We start from the raw sequence: 22,839 nt of genomic DNA, 5'->3' as shown, positions 1-22,839 counted from the left end.
CGGGGGAACGCAAAAGCGGCCGCTCGTGACGGCCTGGACAACCTTCGCTGTTCGCCCGAATCGTGGCAACTACTCCCCGGTAACTATTGGGTGAACTCATCCGACGACTTGCCGGACGACGAGACCCCCGTCGACCGTGGGGTCGGCGGGGGTCTCGTCGTCGGTGCTCAGGCGCGCAGCGTCGCGCCGAACCTCCGGTGCGCCTCGGCGACGACGGCCTCGCGGACGTCCGCCGCCTCCTGGGCGGTGAGCGTCCGGTCGTCGGCCCGCAGCCGCAGCGAGAACGCGAGCGACCGGCGGTCCTCGCCCACCTGGGACCCGGTGTACACGTCGAACAGCCGGACCTCCTCGACCACGTCCCCTGCCGCGCTCGACGCGGCACCGACGCGCACCGCGTCCAGCACGTCGGCGGCGGGCACGGACGCGTCGACGACGAGGGCGATGTCCTCCTTGGCCACGGGGAACGTCGAGACGGGCACCGCCGTCACCGGGTCGGGCGAGGCCGCCGCGAGCAGCACGTCGAGGTCCAGCTCGAACGCGACCGCGCGGGCCGGCAGCCCGTGGCCCGACACGACGGTCGGGTGCAGCTCGCCCGCGTGCCCGACGAGCGTGCCGTCGGCCGTGGTGAGCCGCGCGCAGCGGCCCGGGTGCCACGGCGCGTGGTCGGCGTCGGCCTGCGCGTGCAGCTCCACCCCGACCACCTCCGCCACCACACGGGCGGCCGCGATGGCGTCCGTGTGGTCGGCCCGACGACCAGGCCCCCACCAGCCGGCGGGCTCGCGCTGGCCCGCGAGGACCCCGGCGACCCGGCGCGGCTGCGGCGGCACGGCCGCGTCGATCGCCGCCAGCTGCTCGTCCGACGGGCGCACTCCCCCGGGCAGCTGCGGCGCAGCGGGCGCGTCCGCGACCGGGCGGGTGACCAGACCGAGCTCGAAGATCGCCACGTCGCTCGCGCCACGGCTGACGTTGCGCCGGGCGGTGTCGAGCAGGGTGACCAGGAGGTTCGTCCGCAGGAACGGCTGCTCGTCGGACAGCGGGTTGACCAGCCGGACCGCGCGGCGGCGGTCGTCGTCGGCGGGCAGACGGAGCGCATCGAGCTGCTCGGTGCCCACGAACGGGTAGCTGAGCACCTCCACCAGCCCGGAGTCGGCCAGCGCCCGGGCGACCGACCGGCGGGTCCGCTGACCCGACGTCAGGCCCGCGCCCGGGGGCGCCGGGGGGACGATCGACGGGATCGCGTCGTACCCACGCAGGCGGGCGACCTCCTCGACCAGGTCGACACCCACGAGGAGGTCGGGCCGCCAGGTCGGTGCCTGCACGCGCACGGTGCCCGGAGCGGCGTCGGAGACGTCGCACCCGATCGAGACCAGCGTCTCGCGCACCTCGTCGGCCGTGTACGGCACGCCCACGAGCCGGGCGGGCAGGTCCAGCGCGAGGTCGAACGGCGGCACCGGCACCCGCCGGTCGACGTCCGTCAGCTCGCCGGCGACGCCCCCACCGTGCTCCACCAGCAGCGCGACCGCCCGCGCGACCGCGACCGGCGGCAGCTCGGGGTCGACGCCGCGCTCGAACCGCTTGGCCGCCTCGCTGGGCAGCTTGTGCCGCCGGGCGGTCCGCGCGACCGTGATCGGCTCGAAGTGCGCGGCCTCGATGAGCAGGTCGGTGGTCCCGCTGCTCACCTCGGAGTCCCCGCCACCCATGACCGCCGCGAGGCCGATGGGGCGCGAGCCGCGCGCACCGTCCGGGCTGTCCGTGATGAGCAGGTCCTCGGGGTCGAGCGTGCGCTCGACGTCGTCGAGGGTCCGGATCTTCTCGCCGGGCATCGCGCGCCGGACGACGATCGGCTCCGCCAAGTGCGCCAGGTCGTAGGCGTGCAGCGGCTGACCCAGGTCGAGCATCACGTAGTTGGTCACGTCGACGGCCAGGCTGATCGGCCGCATGCCCGCCTGCTGCAGCCGTCGCTGCATCCACGACGGCGACGGCTCGTCGGCGCGCACGCCACGGACGATCTGCGCGACGAACCGGTCCGCACCCGGGACGCCGTCGATCGGCGCCGCGTCGTCGATCTCCACGGCGAAGCCGCCACCGGCCGGACGCTCGTCGCCCGTCGGCAGCCCGCGGTCGGTGAACGCCGCCCCCGTGGACAGGCCGTACTCGCGGGCGACGCCACGCATCGAGAAGCAGTAGCCACGGTCGGGCGTCACGTTGATCTCGAGGACCTCGTCGCCCAGGCCCAGGAGCTCGCGCGCGTCGGTGCCCACCGGCGCGTCCAGCCCGAGGGTGGAGAGCACGATGATCCCGGCGTGGTCGTCCCCGAGGCCGAGCTCGCGTGCCGAGCAGATCATGCCGTCGGACACGTGCCCGTACGTCTTGCGCGACGCGATGGCGAACGGCCCGGGCAGCACGGCTCCCGGCAGCGCGACGACCACCCGGTCGCCGACGGCGAAGTTGTGCGCGCCGCAGACGATGCCGCGGGGTGCGCCGCCGGGCTCGTTGTGGTCCGGGCCGACGTCCACCCGGCACCAGTTGATGGTCTTGCCGTTCTTCTGCGGCTCCGGCGCCAGCTCCACCACCTGGCCGACGACCAGCGGACCGGTCACGGCGGCGGGGTGGATGGCCTCCTCCTCGAGCCCGACGCGGACGAGGTCCGCCGCCAGCTGCTCGGCGGACAGGTCTGCGGGGAGCTCGACGTGCTCGGCGAGCCACGTCAGGGGGATGCGCGGCATCAGATCTCCGTCCCGAACTGCGCGGAGAAGCGGATGTCGCCCTCCACCATGTCGTGCATGTCGGCGATGCCGTGGCGCAGCATCAGGGTGCGCTCGATGCCCATGCCGAACGCGAAGCCCGAGTAGACCTCGGGGTCGACCCCGCAGGCGCGAAGCACGTTCGGGTTGACCATGCCGCAGCCGCCCCACTCGATCCAGCCGGCGCCGCCCTTCTTCTGCGGGAACCAGAGGTCCATCTCCGCGCTGGGCTCGGTGAAGGGGAAGAACGACGGCCGCAGGCGCGTGCGGGCCTCCGGCCCGAAGATCGCCTGCGCGAAGTGGTCCAGCGTCCCCTTGAGGTGCGCCATGGTCAGACCCTTGTCCACCGCGAGGCCCTCAACCTGGTGGAACACGGGCGTGTGCGTGGCGTCCAGCTCGTCCGTGCGGAACACCTTGCCCGGGCACGCGATGTACACCGGGAGGTCGCGCTCGAGCAGCGTGCGCGCCTGCACCGGCGACGTGTGCGTGCGCAGCACGAGCCCAGGGCTGTCGACGAAGAACGTGTCCTGCATCTGCCGCGCCGGGTGGTCGACGCCGAAGTTCAGCGCGTCGAAGTTGAACCACTCCGCCTCGAGCTCGGGGCCCTCGGCAATCTCCCAGCCCATCGAGACGAAGATGTCCGCGACGCGCTCCGACAGCGTCTCCAGCGGGTGCCGGGCGCCGCGCGGGTGCCGGTCGGTGGGCAGCGTCACGTCGACGGACTCCTCGACCAGGACACGCTCGTCGCGCTCGGCCTCGAGCTGCGTCTGACGCTCGGCGAGCGCGCGCGCCAGACGGCCCTTGGCCTGGCCGAGCAGCTTGCCCGCGGTCGCCTTGTCGGCGGGCGCGAGGCCGCCGATGGCACGGTTGGCGAGCGCGATCGGGCTGCGCTCGCCCACGTGCTCGAGGCGGGCGGTCTTCAGGGCGTCGAGGTCGGTCGCGGCCGCGAGGGCCTTGAGCGCGTCCTCGACGGCGGACTCGATGCCCGAGGCGTCGAGCGGGGACAGGGCGGTGTCGTGGGACATCCTGACCTTCCAGTGCAGGTTCTGGGCAGCCGGCGCGAGCGCACGGCCGTGGCTCTGGGCGCAGGGGCCCGGCCAGCGGACAAGTCTAGAGGCGCCCGATCCGGGTGAGTGCGGCCGGTCCAGCGACGGACGACCTGCTCAGATGCGCGTCAGCGGCGCGGCCCGGGTACGGGCCCGGGAAATCGGCGACCACCAGCCGCCTGCGCACGCGCTGTCATGGCGGCCATCCTGCCACGACCCCGCCTATCGTCCGAGCGGAAACGTCTCGACGCGCTCGTACAGCGGTCCCCCACCGCGCCCGGCTCCCGGACGCGACGACATGAGGTGCAGCTCGTCGACGAGCCAGCGCGGCCCCTCGTACACGGCGAGCGCGCGCACGAGCGCCGCTGCGACGTCCTCGTCGTCCATCGCCTGAGCGTCGGGCCGCGCGCCGGGCCGGTCCGGTCGCGACGAGCGCCGGCGGGTTGGCCGGCTCCCCGGGCGGACACGGCCGATCGTCAGGTGCGGGCGGTCGCGTGGCCGGACGTCCAGCAGACCCCCGGCCGACTCCCCCGCCTCGACGCAGCCGCGGGTCACGGCCCGCTGCGAGTCCAGGTCGCCCGCCACCCCCACCCAGAGGGTGCGGTGCGAGAAGACGCCGGCGCCTCGCAGCCCGAGCTCGTACGGCTCGACGCCGGCGGCGACCTGCGCGAGGTCCGCCACGAGCCCGGGCAGTGCCCCGTCCGGCAGCTCGCCGTAGAACGCGACGGTCAGGTGCCACGTCTCGCGGGCGGACCAGCGCACCGCCGACGAGAGGCCCGACGGCGCACCCCGCACCGAGGCGAGGGCCAGGTCCAGGTGGTCGAGCACGACCTCGGGCGGCCACACCGCGGCGAACATCCTCATCGCTGCGCCCGCGAGCTCGCGTACAGGCAGACGGTCGCCGCGGTCGCGAGGTTGAGCGACTCGGCACGGCCCCGGATCGGCACCCGCACGACGGCGTCGGCGAGCGCCCGGTCCTCGTCGCGCAGACCCCAGGCCTCGTTGCCGAACACCCACGCCGTCGGGCGCGACAGGTCCGGGACGCCGTCCTCCGCGGAGCCCGCGACGTCGAGCAGGTCGTCGAGGTCGAAGGTGCCCGCCCCGTCCGCAGCGAGCACCAGCAGCCCGGCGGCGCGCAGGTCCGCGACCGTCACGGCCAGGTCCGTGCCGGTCACCACCGGCAGGTGGAACAGCGAGCCGGCCGTCGACCGGACGACCTTGGGGTTGTGCACGTCGACGCTCTCCGCGGTGAGCACCGCGGCATCCGCGCCGGCGGCGTCGGCCGCACGGATCACCGTGCCGGCGTTGCCCGGGTCGCGGACGTGCGCGAGCACCGCAACCAGGCGCGGAGCACCCGCCAGCACCGACTCGAGGGTGTGCTCGAGCAGCGACGCGACCGCGACGACCTGCTGCCCGTCGGCGCTCATGGCGTCGAGCACCTCGGCCGTCCCGACGTGCACCCGGATCCCCCGGCTCTGCGCGCCGGCCACGATCTCCTCGTACCGCTGCGCCGACGCCTCGGTCACGTAGACGTCGTGCACGTCGGCAACGAGCACCGCCTCGCGCACCGCCTGCGGACCCTCCACCACGAACCGCCCGGCGCGCTGGCGCACGGAGCGTCCCGCCAGCGCTCGCACCGCCTTGACGCGCTCGGCACGGGGGTTGGTCAGGATCTCGTCGGTCACGGGGACATCATGCCCGGGCACGACGAAGCCCCCGTGAACCGTGACGGTTCCGGGGGCTCCGGGTGCTCCGAGCCGCCGCCCGGCCCCGCGGCGGCGGGGCGATCGGGCGGTCGGCTCAGCGGCGGACGAGGGTCACGCAGCCTTCGGCGCGTTGACGTCCTCGGGCAGGGCGGCCTTCGCGGCGTTGACGAGCGTCGCGAACGTCGCGGCGTCGTTCACGGCGAGGTCGGCCAGCACGCGGCGGTCCACCTCGATGCCGGCCAGCTTGAGGCCCTGGATGAGGCGGTTGTAGGTGAGACCCTGCTCGCGGGAGGCCGCGTTGATGCGCTGGATCCACAGCTTGCGGAAGTCCTGCTTGCGCACCTTGCGGTCGCGGTACGCGTAGACGAGGGAGTGGGTGACCTGCTCCTTCGCCTTGCGGTACAGGCGCGAGCGCTGGCCGCGGTAACCCGCAGCGCGCTCCAGGGTCGTACGGCGCTTCTTCTGGGCGTTGACCGCCCGCTTCACGCGTGCCACGTGATGCTCCTTGCTTGTCTCAGGCTCGGGCCGAGTGACCGGGGCGCAGCAGCGCCCCCAAGGTCACTTACCGAGCAGCTTCTTGATACGGGGGGCGTCGGCAGGGGAGACGACGAGGTCGCCGGCGAGGCGGCGGGTGCGACGGCTCGACTTGTGCTCGAGCAGGTGGCGGCCGCCGGCCTGCTCGCGCATGACCTTGCCGGTCCCGGTGACCCGGAAGCGCTTCTTGGCACCGGAGTGCGTCTTGTTCTTCGGCATGGCTGCCGTGTCTCCTTGTCCTTCACATCGCACGGGTTCGTACGACTCGTCTGGTGCGGTCCGACCGGTGGGCCGGGCCGTCCGTTCGTGCTGGTTCAGCTGGCCTCTTCCGAGGCCGTCGTGCTGGTCTGTGCCTTCGCCGGACCGGGCCGCGGCGCGGGCCGCGGGGTGGAGGCCGGCTTCGGCGTGGCGGGCTTCGGCGTGGCCGCCTTCGGCTCGGCGGGCGTCGACGGGGCCGCGGCAGGAGCCGCAGCGGTCGGCGTCGCCGGCTTGCTCGCAGCGGCTGGCCGGGGGGCCGAGGCTGCGGGTCGAGCGGCCGCGGCCGGACGCGGCGTCGTCGCACGGGGTGCGGCGGCGGGCGTCGAGCGCGGTGCGGCCGGACGCGACGCGGCCGGACGAGGAGCAGCAGCCGGACGAGGAGCGGCCGGCGCGGGCGCCGGTGCCTCCACCGCCGCGGGGGCCTCGACCACGTCAGGCGTCTCGACAGCGGCCGGCGACTCCACGGGAGCCTCGGCAGCGGCGGGGGCCTCGACGACGGCCGGAGCCTCGACAGGAGCCGGCGCCTCGACGGGGGTCGGTGCCTCGACGGCGGGCTCGGCCGCAGCCGGGTTCTCCGCCGCAGCGGCCGCAGCAGCAGCAGCAGCCGCAGCGTTCTGCTCACGGGCGGCTGCAGCCTGCGCCGCACGGCGCTGCTCCAGCTTCTGGTCGGCCTTCTTCTTCATCGGGCCGAGCACCATGATCATGTTGCGCCCGTCCTGCTTGGGCATGCTCTCGATGAAGCCGAGCTCGGACACGTCGTCCGCGAGCCGCTGGAGCAGACGGACGCCCATCTCGGGGCGCGACTGCTCACGGCCGCGGAACATGATCATGACCTTGACCTTGTCGCCGGCGGTGAGGAACCGCTCGACGTGGCCCTTCTTGGTGCCGTAGTCGTGCGGGTCGATCTTCAGCCGGAAACGGATCTCCTTGAGGACCGTGTTCGTCTGGTTCCGCCGGGCCTCGCGGGCCTTCATGTCTGCTTCGTACTTGAACTTGCCGTAGTCCATGATCTTGCAGACAGGCGGACGAGCGTCAGGTGCCACCTCGACGAGGTCGAGGTCGGCGTCCTGGGCCAGGCGCAAGGCGTCCTCCACGCGGACGATGCCGACCTGCTCGCCGTTGGGGCCGACCAGGCGGACCTCGGCGACGCGGATCCGATCGTTGATGCGGGGCTCGCTGATGTGGTGCTCCTCAGGTTCGTCGTGGGTGACCGCCGGAACGAGGAAGGCCCCCGCCCTGGGTACAGGTGGGGGCCTCACAGGTCCGACAGTGCGGGCCGACGAACGGCACGACACCAGGCACGCGCCGCGGAAATCGCGACACATCCTCGGACCGGACCCGGCCTCTGTCGTCGTCCCCTGCGCAGGCAGGAGGCGAGCGGTTGATGCTCGGGTGGGATCAGCTCCACTTGTACACCGCGGCCGTTCACCCGGATCGGGGCAGCAGGACGCGGCTGGTCGGGTAATAGGCTACCACGTGCGGGCGGTCAGACGGGAACGGGCCTCCGCGTTTACTTGAATGATTCCAGAAACGGTGCAAGGCTGCCGACATGGACCCCTCCGCCGCACTGCGTGAACGCGGCCTGCGCGTCACCGAGCCGCGGCTGCGGGTGTTCGAGGCCGTCGGCCGCCATCCCCACGCCGACGCCGACACCGTCCTGACCGAGGTCCGCCGCACCCTGCCGACCGTCTCCGTGCAGGCGGTCTACGACGTGCTGCACGCCCTCACCGACGCGGGGCTGCTGCGCCGCATCGAGCCGGCCGGGCATCCCGCCCGCTACGAGCGCCGGGTCGGTGACAACCACCACCACGTCGCCTGCCGCGGCTGCGGTGCCCTCGGCGACGTCGACTGCGCCGTCGGGCACGCGCCGTGCCTGGTCCCCAGCTCCACGTCGGGCTTCACCATCGAGACCGCCGAGGTCACCTACTGGGGCCTGTGCCCCGCCTGCCGCGCCGCCGGAACCACCTGACGCCCTGACTCGCCCACGCCGCCGGCTCCGTCCGCCGCGCGGCACCTCCCGGTCGGCTCTGCCCGGCCTCGTGAAAGGAACACTGTGACCCAGGTCCCGTACACCACCACCAACGCCGGCGCGCCGGTCGCCTCGGACGCGCACTCGCAGTCCGTCGGCGCCGACGGCCCGATCGCGCTGCACGACCACTACCTCGTCGAGAAGCTCGCCCAGTTCAACCGCGAGAAGGTCCCCGAGCGCATCGTGCACGCCAAGGGTGGCGGGGCGTTCGGGACGTTCACCACGACGCACGACGTCAGCGCGTACACGCGGGCGGCGCTGTTCCAGCCGGGCGTCACCACCGAGGCGCTGCTGCGGTTCTCGACGGTCGCCGGCGAGCAGGGCTCCCCCGACACGTGGCGCGACCCCCGCGGGTTCGCGCTGAAGTTCTACACGACCGAGGGCAACTACGACCTGGTCGGCAACAACACCCCCGTGTTCTTCATCCGGGACGGCATCAAGTTCCCCGACTTCATCCACTCCCAGAAGCGCCTGCCGGGCAGCCACCTGCGCGACAACGACATGCAGTGGGACTTCTGGTCGCTGTCCCCCGAGTCGGCGCACCAGGTCACGTGGCTCATGGGCGACCGCGGCATCCCCGCGTCGTGGCGGCACATGGACGGGTTCGGGTCGCACACCTACCAGTGGATCAACGCCGACGGCGAGCGGTTCTGGGTCAAGTACCACTTCAGGACCAACCAGGGCATCCGCAGCTTCACGGGCGACGAGGCCGCGCAGCTGGCGGGGTCGGACGCCGACCACCACATCCGCGACCTGTTCGAGGCCATCGAGGGCGGCGACTTCCCGTCGTGGACGCTCTCGGTCCAGGTCATGCCGTACGCCGACGCGGCCGAGTACCGGTTCAACCCGTTCGACCTGACGAAGGTGTGGCCGCACGCCGACTACCCGCTCATCGAGGTCGGGCAGCTCGAGCTCAACCGCAACCCGGAGAACTACTTCGCGCAGATCGAGCAGGCCACCTTCGCACCGAGCAACTTCGTGCCGGGCATCGCGGCCAGCCCGGACAAGATGCTCCTGGCGCGGATCTTCTCCTACGCCGACGCGCACCGGTACCGGGTGGGCACCAACCACGCGCAGCTGCCCGTGAACGCCCCGCACGCGGCGCCCGTGCACTCGTACTCCAAGGACGGCGCGGCGCGGTACGCGTTCAACGCGCCGACCACGCCGGTCTACGCACCGAACTCCGTCGGTGGCGCCGCAGCCGACCCGGCCCGCGCCGCCGAGTCGCCCGGCTGGGAGTCGGACGGGGTGCTGCAGCGCTCGGCCGCGACGCTGCACCCCGAGGACGACGACTTCGGGCAGGCCGGCACGCTCTACCGCGAGGTCTTCGACGACGCGGCGCGTGGGCGGTTCCTCGAGACGGTCACGGGTCACGTCGGCGGCGTGCAGAGCGACGAGATCCGCGAGCGCGCGATCCAGTACTGGACGAACGTCGACGCCGGCCTGGGTGCCGCCCTGCGCGCGGCGCTGGCCGGTGCGGCGCCGGTCGAGACGGGCGAGCCGGCGACGGCGAGCGTCCCGATCGCCTGACCCACCCCGCCTGCGGCGACGACCCCCCACGCTGCGATGAGAGGATCGGCGCATGGACGAGCACACCGCGAGCACGACTCCCGACGCCCCCCGCACGTCCGAGGCGGAGGCCGTGCGCGACATCGCGGACGTCGCTGCCGTCGAGGTGATCACGACCGCGGCGGTGCACCTGATGAGTGCAGCGGCGGTCAAGTGCGGGCTCAGCCCGGACACGGACGAGGCGCAGGGCCGCGACTTCCTCGACCTGGACGAGGCGCGCAAGCTCATCACCGCGCTCGCCGCGCTGGTCACGGCCTCCGCACCGGACATCGGCAACCAGCACGCCCGGTCGCTGCGCGACGGCCTGCGCTCGCTCCAGCTGGCGTTCCGCGAGGCCTCGCCCTTCCCGGACGCCCCCGGTGAGGGCCCTGGCGAGAAGTTCACGGGCTCCGTCGTCTGACGCCCGCTGACTGCGCGGAACGCCTCCTATCCTGGGCCGATGCAGCCCGACGACCCTCGCCCGCGCGACGACGTGCACCCCGGCGCGGAGCCACCGGTCACGGAGGTCCTCCGCGTGAGCGCGCCGGCGCCCGCCCCTGATCCCGCGCCCTGGTCCCTCGCCGCGCCCACGCCCATGGCCGACCCGCAGCCGGTCCGCCGTCGCGGTCCGCGTGCTGCCACGGTCATCCTCGCCGTGCTGCTCGTCGCCACCCTGGTCGGCGCGGGGCTGGTGCTCTCGCGCATGTTCTCGACGAACGAGGCGTGGCAGGCGTCGACGCAGGAGTGGGAGACTCTCGCGCGCTCGACCGGCGAGCAGCTGGCGGCGTCGCAGGCGGACCTCGAGGCGACCCAGGCCGAGCTGGACGCGATCAGCGCGCAGCTGGCGACGGCGCAGCAGCGGATCACCCAGCTGGCGGACGAGAAGGCGCAGCTCGGGGACACCAGCGCGTCGCAGCAGCAGCTCGCCGACTACCAGTCCCGGGTGTCGCAGGCGGCCGGCCAGGTGGCCACCGCGCTGGCGAGCTGCGTGGACGGCCAGCAGCGTCTCATCGGCTACCTGCAGAACTCGTCCCAGTACGACCCGGACGACCTCGCGCGGTTCACCACGGACGTGCAGACCGTGTGCGCCCGCGCCACGGACGCCAACGCGGCGCTGCAGCGCGAGCTCGAGCGATGAGCCGGCGCGCCGCGCTCGTCGGCAGCGTCGTCGCGCTCCTCGCCCTGACCGGCGGCTGCAGCATGCTGCCGGCGATGCCCGATCCCGTACCGACGAGCGTGGTCCCGACCGACCTGCCGCAGCAGACCCCGTCGTCGAGCGGCAACCTGTCCCCCGACGGGTTCGACTCGGCGCAGCGGATGGCCGTGCGGATCCGCAACATCGGCTGCGGCACCCTCTCCACCGGCTCCGGGTTCGCGCTCGACGACCACACGCTCGTGACCAACCGGCACGTGGTCACGGACTCCTCCACCCTGCAGCTGAGCACGTACGACGGCCGGGACCTGACCGCCGCCGCAGCCAGCACCGCCGCGCTGGCGGACCTGGCGATCGTCCGCACCGAGGACGCCCTGCCCGCGGCGCCCGAGCTCGCCGCCGCCGACCCGGCGATCGGGGACACCATCACCGTCGTCGGCTATCCGCTCGGGCGCGCCCTGACCGTCACCGCCGGGCAGGTGGTCGGCAGCCAGACCGACCCGCTCAACGCGAACCTGGGTGAGGTGCTGGTCACCGACGCGCCGGTGGAACCCGGCAGCTCCGGGTCGGCGGTGCTCGACAGCGACGGCCGAGTGGTCGGGGTGGTGTACGCGAAGGACTCGAAGGGGCACAGTTTTGTCGTACCCGTGAGCACGCTCCGGTCCATGCTCGAGGACGAGGCGTCGTTCACACCGACCGCCCCCTGCACCGGCTGACCAGTTCCCCGGGAGGAACCCCATGGCGCTTCCGCACTTCGACCCCGCCGACGTCACGCGGGCCGTGAACGACACCCTGACCGTGCGCCGCGTGTTCGGTGAGGCGTACGAACGCGAGGGCACCCTCGTCATCCCCGTCGCACGCGTCTGGGGAGCCACAGGCTCCGGGGCCGGCTCCGGCGAGGCAGGCGCGCCGTCCAGGGCCGAGGGCGAGGAGGTGCCGCCGGGTCACCAGGAGGGCCACGGCGGGGGCGGCGGGTACGGCGTCCACGTCAAGGCCGTGGGCGTCTTCGTCGTGGACGCGTCGGGCGCCCACTGGCAGCCGACGCTGGACCTCAACCGAGTGATCCTCGGCGGTCAGCTGGTGGGCGCCGTCGTGGTCACCGCGCTCGCGCTCGCCTGGGCGGTCAAGCGTCGCTAGCCGGCTGCGCGCGGACGCAGCTCGAGCGAGTCGACACGCGTCGCCACCAGCTCCACGCCCGCCAGCGCGGCGTTGACCTGCACCAGCACCGCGTCGAGCCCCGCTCGGTCGAGCCCCGCGACGAGCTCGACGACCACGGCCACCTCGGCGCGGGTCCCCGGGACGGCGTCGACGGTCACCACGCCGGAAACGGGCGTGACCGCGGCCGCGATCGCGGCACGGACCTCGGGGTCGACGACGCCCGCGGTCACCGCCGGACGCCACGGTTCCTGCTGCGCCAGCGCCCACACGGCCGGCCGCGGGACGAGCACCGTCGTCGGACCACCGGGATCGACGACGAGAACCTCCCACCCCTCCGTCACCGCGGACAGCGCCGCACGCGCGACGTCCGACGGGACCGGGCGGGCGTCCGGGCGCCAGGCGGCCATCGTCGCGACCGAGGTGAACACCGGCAGCGCCGTCCGGCCGTCGGGCGCCCGGAGCGCGACGATGCCCGCCGACGCCTCCTTGTCGACCGTGTGCGCGTGGCCGTCGTGCACGACCGTGTCCTCGACCTCCAGCTCCGCGAGCACCGGCACGAGCACGCGGGTGCCCGCGAGCGCGTCGACCAGGTCCGCGACCGTGCCGGCACCGGTGCCCAGCGCGGCGAGCGCCGCCGCGACAGCTGGATCAGCCGTGCCGTCGTCCCCCGCGAAGGGCGACGACGGGGGCAGCTCGCGTCCCGTCACGGGCGCCCGGCGACGTCCAGCGCCTCGGGCAGCGTGAACGCGCCCGCGTAGAGGGCCTTGCCGACGATCGCACCCTCGACGCCCAGCGGGACGAGCGTCCGCAGCACGCGCAGGTCCTCCAGGCTGGAGACCCCGCCCGACGCGATCACGGGCGCGTCCGTGCGGGCGCACATCTGCTGCAGCAGCTCGACGTTCGGACCGTTGAGCATGCCGTCCTTGTTCACGTCCGTCACCACGTACCGGGCGCAGCCGGCGTCCTCCAGGCGGGCCAGGACCTCCCAGAGGTCACCGCCCTCCTGCGTCCAGCCGCGGGCGGCGAGCGTGGTGCCGCGCACGTCGAGCCCGACCGCGATCTGCTCGCCGAACGACCCGATCACGCGGGCGGTCCACTCGGGGTTCTCCAGCGCCGCCGTGCCGAGGTTGACGCGGGTCGCGCCGGTGCCGAGAGCGCGCTCGACGGAGGCGTCGTCGCGGATGCCTCCCGACAGCTCGACCTTAACGCCCTTGGCGACGAGCTCCGCGGTCACCTCGGCGAGCAGGGCCGCGTTCGAGCCCCGCCCGAAGGCCGCGTCGAGGTCCACGAGGTGGATCCACTCCGCCCCGCCCGCGTACCAGTCCAGCGCGGCCGACAGCGGGTCGCCGTAGCCGGTCTCGGTGCCGGCGGCGCCCTGGGTCAGCCGGACGGCCTGCCCGTCGGCGACGTCGACGGCGGGCAGCAGCTCGAGGCGGTCGGTCATGCGGTCACTCCGGGAGGTCGGGGGCGGTGGCGGGCAAGGACGAGACCCAGCGGGCGAGCACCTGCGCGCCGGGCTCGCCGGAGGACTCAGGGTGCACCTGCAGGCCGACGAGGGGGCCGTTCTCGACGGCGACGACGAACCGCTCGTCGCCGCGCGACCAGGTGACGAGCGGGACGACCAGGCGGGTGTCCGCGGGCCAGTCGTCGAGCAGCGGGAACGTGCGGGCGGCGTGCTCGAGGGCGACGTGGAAGCGGGCGTCCTCGAGACCGGCGAACAGCGCCGACCCCACGGGCACCTCGACCTCGGCCGGCCCTGCGGGAGCACCGACGGCGTCCACGACACCCGCCCACTCCCCCAGACCCTCCGTCGCCGTGTCGTCCTGGACGACCTCGGAGAACATCACGTGCATGCCGACACCGACGGCGAGGACCGCGCGGCCGCCGGCGAGGCGACGGTCGACCACCTGGTCCGCACCGATCGAGCGCAGTGCCGGCATCACGTCCGCGGCGCGCGCACGACCGGCGATCACGAGCCCGTCGGCCGCGAGCGCGACCCGTTTCTCCGCGGTGACGACGACCCGCGCACCGGCCCCGGTGAGCGCCTCGGCCAGGGCGGAGAGGTCGTCGGCGCCGTGGTCGAGCACGACGACGAGGGGCTGGGCAGGCACCGGACCACGGTACCCGCGGCGCCGACCCGGGACGGACGGCCGCCGGTCCGCGAGACGACGACGCCTAGCGGCGCTTGGCCGAGCTCGCGATGGTCCGCATCGCCTGCCAGCGCGACATCCCGACGCTGGTGACCACGCCCTCGACGTCCCCCGCCTGCACCGACCCGAGCAGCAGGTCCTCGAGCACGGGCGGCGCGTCCGAGAGCACCAGCCCGGCGGGCAGGTCGTCGCCACGCTCGCCCGCGGTCCAGCGCGAGGCGGTGATCTGCCCCTCGCGCCGCTCCAGCAGGATCACCGGGATCGTCCGCAGCAGCTTGGAGATCGCCGCGGCACCGTCCGAGGCGGCCTTCGGGTCGCGCAGGGACGCGATCGCCCCGATGGGCGTCGGCACGACGTCGACCTCCACCTTGGCGATCGCGCACGCCGCCGCGAGCGGGGCCGGGGCAGCGACCTGCGTGATCACCAGGACGACCGACGGGTCCTCGTCCGCGCCGTCGAGCAGCCCGGAGAGGTCGTCGGGAACCTCGAAGTCGTCGGGGAGGTCGGTCACAGCGCGCCCTTCGTCGACGGGATGCCCTCCACGCGGGGATCGAGCGCCACGGCGAACCGCAGGGCACGGGCGAGGGCCTTGAACTGCGCCTCGACGATGTGGTGCGGGTCGCGGCCCGCGAGCACGCGCACGTGGATGCTGAACGCGGCGTGGTGCGCGATGGACTCGAGGACGTGCCGGGTGAGCGACCCCGTGAAGTGACCGCCGATGAGGTGGTACTCCTGCCCGGGGGGCTCGCCGGTGTGCACCAGGTACGGACGGCCGGAGACGTCGACGACCGCCTGCGCGAGCGCCTCGTCGAGCGGCACCGTGGCGTCGCCGAACCGTGAGATCCCGCGCTTGTCGCCCAGCGCCTGGCGCAGCGCCTCGCCGATCGTGATCGCGACGTCCTCGACCGTGTGGTGCGCGTCGATGTGGGTGTCGCCCGTGGCCTTCACCGTGAGGTCGATGAGCGAGTGCTTGCCCAGCGCGGTGAGCATGTGGTCGTAGAACGGCACGGTCGTCGAGATGTCGGTGCGGCCGGTGCCGTCCAGGTCCAGCTCGACCAGCACGCTCGACTCGCTCGTGGCGCGCTCGATGCGCGCGGTACGGCCGCCACTCTTGGGGCTCACAGTCCTGCCACCTCCACCAGGGCGTCCTGGAACGCCACCATGTCCTGCGGTGTGCCGACCGACACCCGCAGCCACCCGTCGGGCCCGACCTCGCGGATCAGGACCCCACGGTCGAGCAGACCCTGCCAGATCGCGTGCCGGTCGTCGAACAGGCCGAACAGGACGAAGTTCGCGTCGGACTCGGCCACGGTCAGCCCGCGCTCGCGTAGCCAGACCACCAGGGCGTCACGCTCGTCGCGCAGCGACCCCACCTGGGCCATCAGCGCGGGCGCGTGGCGGAGCGCGGCCCGGGCCACCGCCTGGGTCACCGCGGACAGGTGGTACGGCAGGCGCACCACGCGCAGGGCGTCGACGAGGGCAGGCGCGGCGGCGAGGTAGCCGACGCGCGCACCCGCCAGCCCGAACGCCTTGGACATGGTCCGGCTGACCGCGAGGTGCGGGTGGTCGGCCAGCAGCTCGAGCGCCGACGGCGTGCCCGCCCGGCGGAACTCGCCGTAGGCCTCGTCCACGACCACGACGCACCCGCCCGGGACCGCGGCCGCGGCGTCGAGCACCGCGAGCACGGTCTCGGCCGGCAGCGCCGTCCCCGTGGGGTTGTTGGGGCTGGCCAGCAGGACCACCGAGGGGGCGTGCTCGGCGATCGCGGCGCGCGCGACGTCGGCGTCCAGGCCGAAGTCCTCCGCGCGGCGCCCGGCGACCCAGCCCGTGAACGTGTCCCGGGCGTACTCGGGGTACATCGAGTACGTGGGCGCGAACGACAGCACGGTCCGGCCCGGGCCGCCGAACGCCTGCAGGACGTGGAGCATGATCTCGTTCGACCCGTTGGCCGCCCACACCTGCGCGGTGGCGAGCTCCACGCCGGACTCCACCCGCAGGTAGGCGGCCAGGTCGGCACGCAACGACTCGAAGTCACGGTCGGGATAGCGGTTCAGCCCCGACGCGGCCTCGCCGACCGCCGCGGCGATGTCCGCCACGACGTCCGGGGCGGGCGCGTACGGGTTCTCGTTGACGTTGAGCAGGTGCGGCACGTCCAGCTGGGGGGCGCCGTAGGGCTCGAGGCCGACGAGGTCGGGGCGCAGCGGGAGCGCTCCGCGGGCGAGATCAGCAGTCACGTGCCGAGTCTAGGGAGCAGGCGCCGAGGCCTGCCTCGCCGTCCATCCCGCCAGGCGCGCCAGCCCGTCGTCGAGGCTCACCCGGGGCACCCACCCCAGCGCCTCGCGCGTGCGGCGCTGGTCGAACCAGTGCGCGGTGGACAGCTGCTCGGCCACGAACCGGGTCAGCGGCGGCTCGCCGGGCAGCGGGAGGGTGCGCCACGCGACGTCGAGCACCGACCCCGCGCCGCGTGCCAGCGCTGCGGGGACGTGCCGCCGCGGCAGTGGGACACCGGACGCGGCACAGATCCCCGCCAGCAGCTCGACGACCGGGCGCGGCTCGCCGTTGGTGACGACGTATGCCTCGCCGAACGCGCTCGCACGGGCGTGCAGCGCGGCGACGAGCGCGTCGACCGCGTTGTCCACGTAGGTGGTGTCGATGAGCGCCGCTCCCTGACCGAGCACCGGCAACCGACCCGCCCGCGCCCGGTCGACCACGCGCCCGACGAGCTGGGTGTCCCCTGGGCCCCACACCACGTGCGGACGGACGGCCATCACCCGGAAGGCGTCGGGGTCGTCGGCCGCGAGCGCGAGCAGCTCGGCCGCAGCCTTCGTCCGCGCGTACGGTCCCCGGGCGTGCTCGGGGTCGGCCGGTCCGGCGCCGGCTCCGGCCAGCGAGCGGCCCACGTGGGCCACGGACGGCGAGGAGACGTGCACGAACCGCCCGACACCGGCCGCCCGGGCCTCCTCGAGGAGGAGCCGCGTGCCCCCGACGTTCACGGCCTCGAACTCGGCGAGCGGCCCGGTGATGCCCACCTTGGCCGCCAGGTGCACGATCGCCTCACGGTCGCGCACGGCGGCACGGACGGCGGCAGGGTCGGTGACCGACCCCGCGACGTCGTGCGCACCGGTCACGCGGGACGGGCTGCGCTGCAGCGTGCGGACGTCGTGGCCGTCCGCGACCAGACGCTCGGCGAGCGTCCGACCGAGCATGCCGCTGGCGCCGGTGACCAGGACCCGTGTCACAGCCGGGCCCGGTCCCCCGACAGCACGCGCTCGGCCCAGGCCGCCACCCGCGACCGGTCGATCTTCGAGTTGTGCCGGACGTCGGTCGGCAGCTGCTCCACCACGAGCACCGCGGCGACGTCCGTGCCGACGAGTGCTCCGCGCACCGCCGCGGCCAGCTCCGGCTCCGCGACGACCGGGCCGTGCGAGAACACCTCGGGCTGCACCACGACGACCACCTGCTGCGCACCACGCGGCCCCACCCCGACGACCGCCGCAGACACCACCCCCGCGACACCCTGCGCCCGCTGCTCGAGCCCGACCGGGGTGCGGACGCCGTCCGCGGTGACCAGCACGTGCGCCAGCCTGCCCTCGATCCACAGCCGGCCGTCGTCGTCGAGGTGCCCGACGTCGCCCGTCCGGTGCCACCCCGCGTCCCGCGCGGACTCCTGCTGCGTGAGCCAGAGCCCGTCGTACCGCTCCTTGACGTGCGCCGCGCCGACCAGCACCTCGCCGGTCACCCCCGCGACGTGCACGGGCGCACCGGTGGGCTCGCCGCCGGCGTCGAGCGCGCTGACCGCCACGCGGACGCCCGGCACGGGTCGGCCGACGCAGACGCCGTCGCCGGCACCGACCGTGCGGAGCTCGTCGAGGGAGATGTCGGCGACGACCAGCGCCTCCGTCATGCCGTAGGGGGTGTGCGCCTCGGCACCGGGCATGAGCGCGGCCGCCGCCTCGAGCAGGTCGACGCCCACCGGAGCACCGGCCGACAGGAACAGACGCACACCGGCCAGGTCGGCGAGCTCGGACCCGTCCGCGCTGCGCACGACCGACCGCAGCGCGGCCGGCGACGCGAACACCACGCTGGCGTTGATCGCGCGCACCGCCTCGGCGAGCGCCCGCGCCGTGAGCGTCCCCGGCGCCGTCACGTCCATGTCCGGGCTCGCGCTCGTCGCGCCCAGCGCGGGGCCCAGCAGGACGAACGGCGCGAACGCCGCGACGAGCGGGCTGTCCGGCCCGATCCCGTAGGTGCGGGCCACCACGTCGCGCATCGCGGCCAGCCGGCGGTGGGTGTAGGCCACGCCCTTGGCGGGCCCTGTGGAGCCGGACGTGAAGAGGATCGCGGCGTCCGCGTCGGCGTCGGGCCACGGAAGGTCGACCGTGGACTCTCTGCCGAGCGCGGCGAGCGCGTCCAGCGACGTGCTCACCCCGAGGGCCTTCGCGACGCCCGCCCGCAGCGGACCCGCGCTCACCAGCGTCGGCGCCCAGCGCAGCCACCGAGCGGCGACGAGCGCGCGCTCGATCCCGATCACGACGCTCGGTTCCGCGGCGCGCACGGCGCGGGTGAGGCCCTGGACCCCGAGGCCCGCGTCGGCGACCACGACGACCGCGCCCAGGCGCAGGCACGCGTAGAGCACGGCGGTGAGGTCGGCACCCGGGGGCACCAGCAGCGCGACCCGGTCGCCGGGTCGAACGCCGCTGGCCGCGAGTCCGCGGGCCAGCTGGTCCGTGCGGGCGGCGAGCGCGGCCCAGGTGACCCGGCGCGAGCGCGGACCGGCCAGCTCGATCAGCGCGGTCCCCTGGTCTGCTGCCCGCTCGACCAGCATGGCGCCGAGCGCGCGGAACGGCTCGTGCGGCGCGGTCGTCGGGGCGGGGTCGTCACGTGCGTCCAGCCAGCGCAGCACGGCACCCGCGACGTCCGCATCCTCGACGACCAGGTGGCCGGCGCCCTCGAAGCGGTGCACGTCCGCGTGCGGCAGCCGCGCGCGCAGGTCCCGCAGGTAGCGCGCGGAGAAGACGGGGTCGCGAGGTCCCCAGAGCAGGAGGGCCGGCACGTCCAGGCTGCGCACACCCTCGCCGATCCGGTCCAGCTCGGGCCTGCTCGGGTGGTCGGGCCCGGCCGGGATGTCGGCGACGAACCCGCCGATCCCCGCGCGCCGCTCAGCGGTGCGGTAGGGGGCGCGGAAGGCGTCGGCGACGGGCGCCTCGAGTCGGGGGTGCGCCAGCGCGAGCGTCGTCTCCAGGAAGGCCGGCGTGGTGACCGTGCCGACAGGCAGCACGCCGGGCGCGGTGGCCACCCGCAGCGCGGCGGGCAACGGGTCCTCGGCACCCTGGTGCACGGCCGTGTTGGTGAGCACGACGCCGGCGAGCAGGTCCGGGTGGTCCAGCGCCCAGCCGAGGCTGACGACACCGCCCCAGTCGTGCCCCACGGTGACCACCGGCCCCGCCAGACCCAGCTCGTCGGTCAGCGCCCCGAGCTCGGCGACCCGGTCGGCCAGCCGGTGCTGCTCCCCCGTGCGCTCGGAGAAGCCCATCTCCAGCTGGTCGACGGCGATCACGCGCCACGGGCGCTCGGAACGTGCGCCGGCCGCGACCAGGCGGCGCCACAGGAACGACCACGTCGGGTTGCCGTGCACGCACAGGAGCGTGCCGACGGGCTCGGCGTCGAGGGACGGCCCGTTGTCGAGCAGGTGCCAGGAGCGCGAGCCCACCTGGACCACCCGGGACCAGCGCGGATCGATGCCCCCGGCCGCGAGGACATCCACGGGCGGGGTCGACGCGGCGGTCACCAGACGATCTCGGCCATGGCGGTGTGCAGGCCGGAGCCGACCCCCATGCACAGCACGCGGTCCCCGGTGCGCAGCGAGTCGCCCTGCTCGGCCAGGGTCATCGGCAGCGCAGCCGGCCCGACGTTGCCCCAGCGCGGGAAGGTCGTCGGCACCCGGTCCGCGTCCAGGCCCAGCGCCTCGACGATCGACCGGGTGTGCACCGACGAGACCTGGTGCGTGACGATGCGGTCGACGCCCGCCCAGTCCCACTCGGGCTGCGCCTCGTTCCACGCGTCGACGACCAGCTCCAGGCCACCGGCGAGCAGGCCGCCCGGATCCGTCTTCATGCCGTCGACGCCCCCGACGCACAGCTCGTGGTGCTGGGTGGCCGACCGCGCGACCCCGCCGACCAGCCGGTGCGCTCCGGGGTGCAGGTGCGCGGGGCCGAGCACCGCGGCGGCCGCGCCCGCGCCGAGCGTGAGGGTGGCGAACTCCTCCAGGAACGACTCCCGGGTGGTCTCGGGCGAGGTCATCCGCGCGAGGGTCGCCTCCTGCGTGGGCCGGGGGTCCTCGCCGTTGACGATGACCGCGTACCGCACCTGCCCCGAGTCGATGAGCTGGGCGGCGAGCGTCATGCCGTTGACGAAGCCGAGGCACGCGTTGGTCAGGTCGAAGTTGAGCGCGCTCGACGGCAGCGCCAGCCCCGAGTGGATGCGGGACGCGACCGACGGCTCCAGGAACGTCCGGGTCACCGAGGTGTTGATGAGCAGGCCCACGTCGCCCGCGTCGATCCCGGCCTCGGCCAGCGCCTTCGCGCCCGCAGCGGTCGCGGCGTCGTCGAAGGTCATCTCGTCGTCCCACCAGCGCCGCTCGTGCACGCCCGCCACGCGCGCCAGCAGCCCCTGCGGGAGGCGCAGCCGCTTCAGGGTGGGCGCCAGACGCTCGTCGAACACCGTCGAGGGCACGACGACCGGCGCCTCGATGCCGACGACGGCAAGGAGCGCGACATCGCGGTGGCGGAACGTCGCGTTGCCTGTCACAGGCGGTCCTCTCGACGGGGGCTGGGGTGGCGGGCACGCACGTGTTCGACGGTGACGGTCAGAATCGGGCTCGCACCGCCTCGCCGTGCGCGGGGAGCCCTTCGGCGTCCGCGAGCGCCACGATCTTGTCGGCGACCTCCGCGAGCGCGTCGGCGTCGTACTCGATCACCTGCACGGCGCGCAGGAACGAGTGCACCCCGAGGCCGCTGGCGAAATGGGCGCAGCCGCCGGTGGGGAGCACGTGGTTGGACCCGGCCATGTAGTCCCCGAGGGAGACCGGGGAGTACGCGCCGACGAAGATGGCGCCCGCGCTGGTCACGCGCTCGGCGAGCGCCGCCGCGCCGACCGTCTGGATCTCGAGGTGCTCCGCGCCGTACGCGTTGACCACCTCCAGGCCCTGCTCCAGGTTGTCGACGAGCACGATCGCGGACTGCTCCCCGCGCAGCGAGGTGGTCACTCGTTCACGGTGCCGCGTGGCGTCCACCCGGTCGATCAGCTTGGCCTCGACCGCGCCGGCGAGCTCGACCGACGGGGTGACCAGCACGGCCGCCGCGAGCGGGTCGTGCTCGGCCTGCGAGACGAGGTCGGCGGCGACGTGCGTGGCGTCCGCGGTCCCGTCGGCCAGGATCGCGATCTCGGTGGGGCCGGCCTCGGCGTCGATGCCGACGATCCCCCGGACCAGCCGCTTGGCCGCAGCGACGTACACGTTGCCAGGGCCGGTGACCACGTCGACGGGCTCGCAGAGCGTCTCGCCGTCCACGTCGTCGGTGCCGGCCGCGCCGTAGGCGAACATCGCGACCGCCTGGGCACCACCGACGGCGTACACCTCGTCGATGCCGAGCAGCGCGCACGTGGCCAGCACCACCGGGTCCGGCAGGCCGCCCTGGTCCTTCTGCGGCGGGGAGGCCACGGCGAGCGAGGCGACGCCGGCCGCCTGCGCCGCGACGACGTTCATCACGACGGACGACGGGTACACCGCGAGCCCGCCCGGGACGTAGAGCCCGACCCTGCGGACCGGGAGCCAGCGCTGCCGGACCTGGGCGCCGGGCGAGAGCTCGACCGTGAAGTCGGCGGGACGCTGGGCGCCGTGCACCTGGCGGACACGACGGATGGTCTCCTCGAGCGCCGCCCGCACGTCGGGGTCGAGCACCCCGACGGACGCGGTGATCACCTCGACCGGGACGCGCAGGTGCACCGGGCGCACACCGTCGAACCGCTCGGCGAGGTCGCGCAGCTCGGCGGCTCCCCGCTTGCGCACGTCCGCCAGGATCGGTGCGACGACCTCGGCGGCGTGCTCGACGTCGACCTCGGCTCTGGGGAGCTCCTCCAGGAGCTCGCGGCGCGACAGGGTGCGACCGCGCAGGTCGATCCGGGTGATCACGTTCCTGAGCATAGGACGGACCTCTGCCACGGGCCTGGCCAGGACCACGGGTCGGGCGTGCGCTGCGCCACACGGACCGCGGAGCACGGCAGACTGCTGCCATGACCCAGGTGCCCATCTCCGACGACTCGATCCGGCTCGGCCAGTTCCTCAAGCTCGCGGACCTCGCCGACTCCGGCGCGCACGCCCGCGCGCTGCTGGAGGACGGTGCCGTGACGGTGAACGGCGAGGACGAGGCCCGGCGCGGCCGCCAGCTGGTGCGCGGCGACGTGGTCGAGGTGGACCTGCCGACGGGCTACAAGGAGGCCACGGTCGCCTGACCGCG

At 74.3% G+C, this 22,839-nt stretch carries 24 protein-coding genes; 7 read left to right on the top strand and 17 right to left on the bottom strand.

Annotation, left to right across the window (positions count from 1 at the left end; translation table 11 throughout):
• Nucleotides 1–167: 167 nt before the first annotated feature.
• The 7 genes from pheT to infC form a co-directional block, all read right to left on the bottom strand.
• Entirely contained in the window at nt 168–2,726 is a 2,559-nt protein-coding gene (gene pheT / locus ASD18_RS14925) for a phenylalanine--tRNA ligase subunit beta (protein ID WP_056093506.1), read from the bottom strand.
• Nucleotides 2,726–3,769, bottom strand: coding sequence for a phenylalanine--tRNA ligase subunit alpha (gene pheS / locus ASD18_RS14920; RefSeq protein ID WP_056093504.1), 1,044 nt, complete (start codon nt 3,767–3,769; stop codon nt 2,726–2,728). The genes pheT and pheS overlap by 1 nt, the downstream gene beginning before the upstream one ends.
• Before the next feature lie 243 nt (nt 3,770–4,012).
• Nucleotides 4,013–4,654, bottom strand: coding sequence for an RNA 2',3'-cyclic phosphodiesterase (gene thpR, locus ASD18_RS14915; RefSeq protein ID WP_056093501.1), 642 nt, complete (start codon nt 4,652–4,654; stop codon nt 4,013–4,015).
• Nucleotides 4,651–5,475: an RNA methyltransferase gene (locus ASD18_RS14910; protein ID WP_235522409.1), complete on the bottom strand. Its 825-nt coding sequence runs from the start codon at nt 5,473–5,475 to the stop codon at nt 4,651–4,653. The genes thpR and ASD18_RS14910 overlap by 4 nt, the downstream gene beginning before the upstream one ends.
• 132 nt (nt 5,476–5,607) lie before the next feature.
• Entirely contained in the window at nt 5,608–5,991 is a 384-nt protein-coding gene (gene rplT / locus ASD18_RS14905) for a 50S ribosomal protein L20 (RefSeq protein ID WP_056093498.1), read from the bottom strand.
• 63 nt (nt 5,992–6,054) lie between these two features.
• Nucleotides 6,055–6,249, bottom strand: coding sequence for a 50S ribosomal protein L35 (gene rpmI / locus ASD18_RS14900; RefSeq protein ID WP_056093494.1), 195 nt, complete (start codon nt 6,247–6,249; stop codon nt 6,055–6,057).
• A gap of 95 nt (nt 6,250–6,344) precedes the next feature.
• Entirely contained in the window at nt 6,345–7,547 is a 1,203-nt protein-coding gene (infC, locus tag ASD18_RS14895) for a translation initiation factor IF-3 (RefSeq protein ID WP_235522408.1), read from the bottom strand.
• A 290-nt stretch (nt 7,548–7,837) separates the two neighbouring features.
• On the opposite strand from infC, the gene ASD18_RS14890 reads away from it, so the two are divergent.
• The 6 genes from ASD18_RS14890 to ASD18_RS20820 all read left to right on the top strand — a co-directional run bounded on the left by ASD18_RS14890 (nt 7,838) and on the right by ASD18_RS20820 (nt 12,155).
• On the top strand, nt 7,838–8,257 hold the full coding sequence (locus ASD18_RS14890; protein ID WP_056093491.1) for a Fur family transcriptional regulator: 420 nt from the start codon (nt 7,838–7,840) through the stop codon (nt 8,255–8,257).
• An 84-nt stretch (nt 8,258–8,341) separates the two neighbouring features.
• A complete protein-coding gene (locus tag ASD18_RS14885) occupies nt 8,342–9,847 on the top strand; it encodes a catalase (RefSeq protein ID WP_056093487.1) in 1,506 nt (501 codons plus the stop codon).
• Nucleotides 9,848–9,899: 52 nt separating this feature from the next.
• Nucleotides 9,900–10,286, top strand: a complete 387-nt coding sequence (locus ASD18_RS14880) for a DUF1844 domain-containing protein (protein ID WP_056093483.1) — start codon at nt 9,900–9,902, stop codon at nt 10,284–10,286.
• A gap of 39 nt (nt 10,287–10,325) precedes the next feature.
• Nucleotides 10,326–11,003, top strand: a complete 678-nt coding sequence (locus ASD18_RS14875) for a hypothetical protein (RefSeq protein ID WP_235522407.1) — start codon at nt 10,326–10,328, stop codon at nt 11,001–11,003.
• Nucleotides 11,000–11,734, top strand: coding sequence for a serine protease (locus ASD18_RS14870; protein WP_056093480.1), 735 nt, complete (start codon nt 11,000–11,002; stop codon nt 11,732–11,734). The genes ASD18_RS14875 and ASD18_RS14870 overlap by 4 nt, the downstream gene beginning before the upstream one ends.
• A gap of 22 nt (nt 11,735–11,756) precedes the next feature.
• The gene (locus ASD18_RS20820; protein WP_082574074.1) at nt 11,757–12,155 is read left to right on the top strand and encodes a spore germination protein GerW family protein; all 399 of its coding nucleotides are present in this window, start codon (nt 11,757–11,759) and stop codon (nt 12,153–12,155) included.
• On the opposite strand, the gene ASD18_RS14860 is transcribed toward ASD18_RS20820, so the two are convergent.
• The 10 genes from ASD18_RS14860 to hisD form a co-directional block, all read right to left on the bottom strand.
• Nucleotides 12,152–12,883: an SseB family protein gene (locus tag ASD18_RS14860; RefSeq protein ID WP_056093478.1), complete on the bottom strand. Its 732-nt coding sequence runs from the start codon at nt 12,881–12,883 to the stop codon at nt 12,152–12,154. The genes ASD18_RS20820 and ASD18_RS14860 overlap by 4 nt on opposite strands.
• Nucleotides 12,880–13,620 (bottom strand): bifunctional 1-(5-phosphoribosyl)-5-((5-phosphoribosylamino)methylideneamino)imidazole-4-carboxamide isomerase/phosphoribosylanthranilate isomerase PriA, encoded by a 741-nt coding sequence (priA, locus tag ASD18_RS14855; protein WP_056093474.1) that lies wholly within the window; start codon nt 13,618–13,620, stop codon nt 12,880–12,882. The genes ASD18_RS14860 and priA overlap by 4 nt, the downstream gene beginning before the upstream one ends.
• A gap of 4 nt (nt 13,621–13,624) precedes the next feature.
• A complete protein-coding gene (locus tag ASD18_RS14850; RefSeq protein WP_056093471.1) occupies nt 13,625–14,287 on the bottom strand; it encodes a hypothetical protein in 663 nt (220 codons plus the stop codon).
• Between the two features lie 64 nt (nt 14,288–14,351).
• Nucleotides 14,352–14,837: a hypothetical protein gene (locus tag ASD18_RS14845; protein WP_056093468.1), complete on the bottom strand. Its 486-nt coding sequence runs from the start codon at nt 14,835–14,837 to the stop codon at nt 14,352–14,354.
• Nucleotides 14,834–15,448, bottom strand: coding sequence for an imidazoleglycerol-phosphate dehydratase HisB (gene hisB, locus ASD18_RS14840; protein WP_056093465.1), 615 nt, complete (start codon nt 15,446–15,448; stop codon nt 14,834–14,836). The genes ASD18_RS14845 and hisB overlap by 4 nt, the downstream gene beginning before the upstream one ends.
• A complete protein-coding gene (locus ASD18_RS14835; protein WP_056093461.1) occupies nt 15,445–16,560 on the bottom strand; it encodes a histidinol-phosphate transaminase in 1,116 nt (371 codons plus the stop codon). The genes hisB and ASD18_RS14835 overlap by 4 nt, the downstream gene beginning before the upstream one ends.
• Nucleotides 16,561–16,569: 9 nt before the next feature.
• A complete protein-coding gene (locus ASD18_RS14830) occupies nt 16,570–17,565 on the bottom strand; it encodes an NAD(P)-dependent oxidoreductase (RefSeq protein ID WP_255355447.1) in 996 nt (331 codons plus the stop codon).
• Nucleotides 17,562–20,114 carry an alpha/beta fold hydrolase gene (locus ASD18_RS14825; protein WP_056093458.1) on the bottom strand — a complete coding sequence of 851 codons (2,553 nt, stop codon included), beginning with the start codon at nt 20,112–20,114 and terminating at the stop codon, nt 17,562–17,564. Before ASD18_RS14825 ends, ASD18_RS14830 begins: the two co-directional genes overlap by 4 nt.
• Nucleotides 20,111–21,133: a 3-oxoacyl-ACP synthase III gene (locus ASD18_RS14820; RefSeq protein ID WP_056093454.1), complete on the bottom strand. Its 1,023-nt coding sequence runs from the start codon at nt 21,131–21,133 to the stop codon at nt 20,111–20,113. The genes ASD18_RS14825 and ASD18_RS14820 overlap by 4 nt, the downstream gene beginning before the upstream one ends.
• Nucleotides 21,134–21,191: 58 nt before the next feature.
• Nucleotides 21,192–22,514 carry a histidinol dehydrogenase gene (gene hisD, locus ASD18_RS14815; protein WP_056093748.1) on the bottom strand — a complete coding sequence of 441 codons (1,323 nt, stop codon included), beginning with the start codon at nt 22,512–22,514 and terminating at the stop codon, nt 21,192–21,194.
• 101 nt (nt 22,515–22,615) lie between these two features.
• On the opposite strand from hisD, the gene ASD18_RS14810 reads away from it, so the two are divergent.
• A complete protein-coding gene (locus ASD18_RS14810; protein ID WP_056093450.1) occupies nt 22,616–22,834 on the top strand; it encodes an RNA-binding S4 domain-containing protein in 219 nt (72 codons plus the stop codon).
• Nucleotides 22,835–22,839: the final 5 nt, after the last annotated feature.

Source organism: Cellulomonas sp. Root137, from assembly GCF_001426725.1.
GTDB lineage: Bacteria > Actinomycetota > Actinomycetes > Actinomycetales > Cellulomonadaceae > Cellulomonas.
Note: the sequence above shows the minus strand (reverse complement) of the source record. Positions and strands in the feature narration are given on the sequence as shown.

Bases quoted from the DNA above. Each gene is read 5' to 3' on its own strand.
- ASD18_RS14870 (WP_056093480.1), top strand. From the start codon at position 11,000: ATGAGCCGGCGCGCCGCGCTCGTCGGCAGCGTCGTCGCGCTCCTCGCC.
- pheT (WP_056093506.1), bottom strand. From the start codon at position 2,726: ATGCCGCGCATCCCCCTGACGTGGCTCGCCGAGCACGTCGAGCTCCCC.
- rpmI (WP_056093494.1), bottom strand. From the start codon at position 6,249: ATGCCGAAGAACAAGACGCACTCCGGTGCCAAGAAGCGCTTCCGGGTC.
- thpR (WP_056093501.1), bottom strand. From the start codon at position 4,654: ATGAGGATGTTCGCCGCGGTGTGGCCGCCCGAGGTCGTGCTCGACCAC.
- ASD18_RS14810 (WP_056093450.1), top strand. From the start codon at position 22,616: ATGACCCAGGTGCCCATCTCCGACGACTCGATCCGGCTCGGCCAGTTC.
- priA (WP_056093474.1), bottom strand. From the start codon at position 13,620: ATGACCGACCGCCTCGAGCTGCTGCCCGCCGTCGACGTCGCCGACGGG.
- pheS (WP_056093504.1), bottom strand. From the start codon at position 3,769: ATGTCCCACGACACCGCCCTGTCCCCGCTCGACGCCTCGGGCATCGAG.
- ASD18_RS20820 (WP_082574074.1), top strand. From the start codon at position 11,757: ATGGCGCTTCCGCACTTCGACCCCGCCGACGTCACGCGGGCCGTGAAC.
- ASD18_RS14880 (WP_056093483.1), top strand. From the start codon at position 9,900: ATGGACGAGCACACCGCGAGCACGACTCCCGACGCCCCCCGCACGTCC.
- ASD18_RS14890 (WP_056093491.1), top strand. From the start codon at position 7,838: ATGGACCCCTCCGCCGCACTGCGTGAACGCGGCCTGCGCGTCACCGAG.
- ASD18_RS14875 (WP_235522407.1), top strand. From the start codon at position 10,326: ATGCAGCCCGACGACCCTCGCCCGCGCGACGACGTGCACCCCGGCGCG.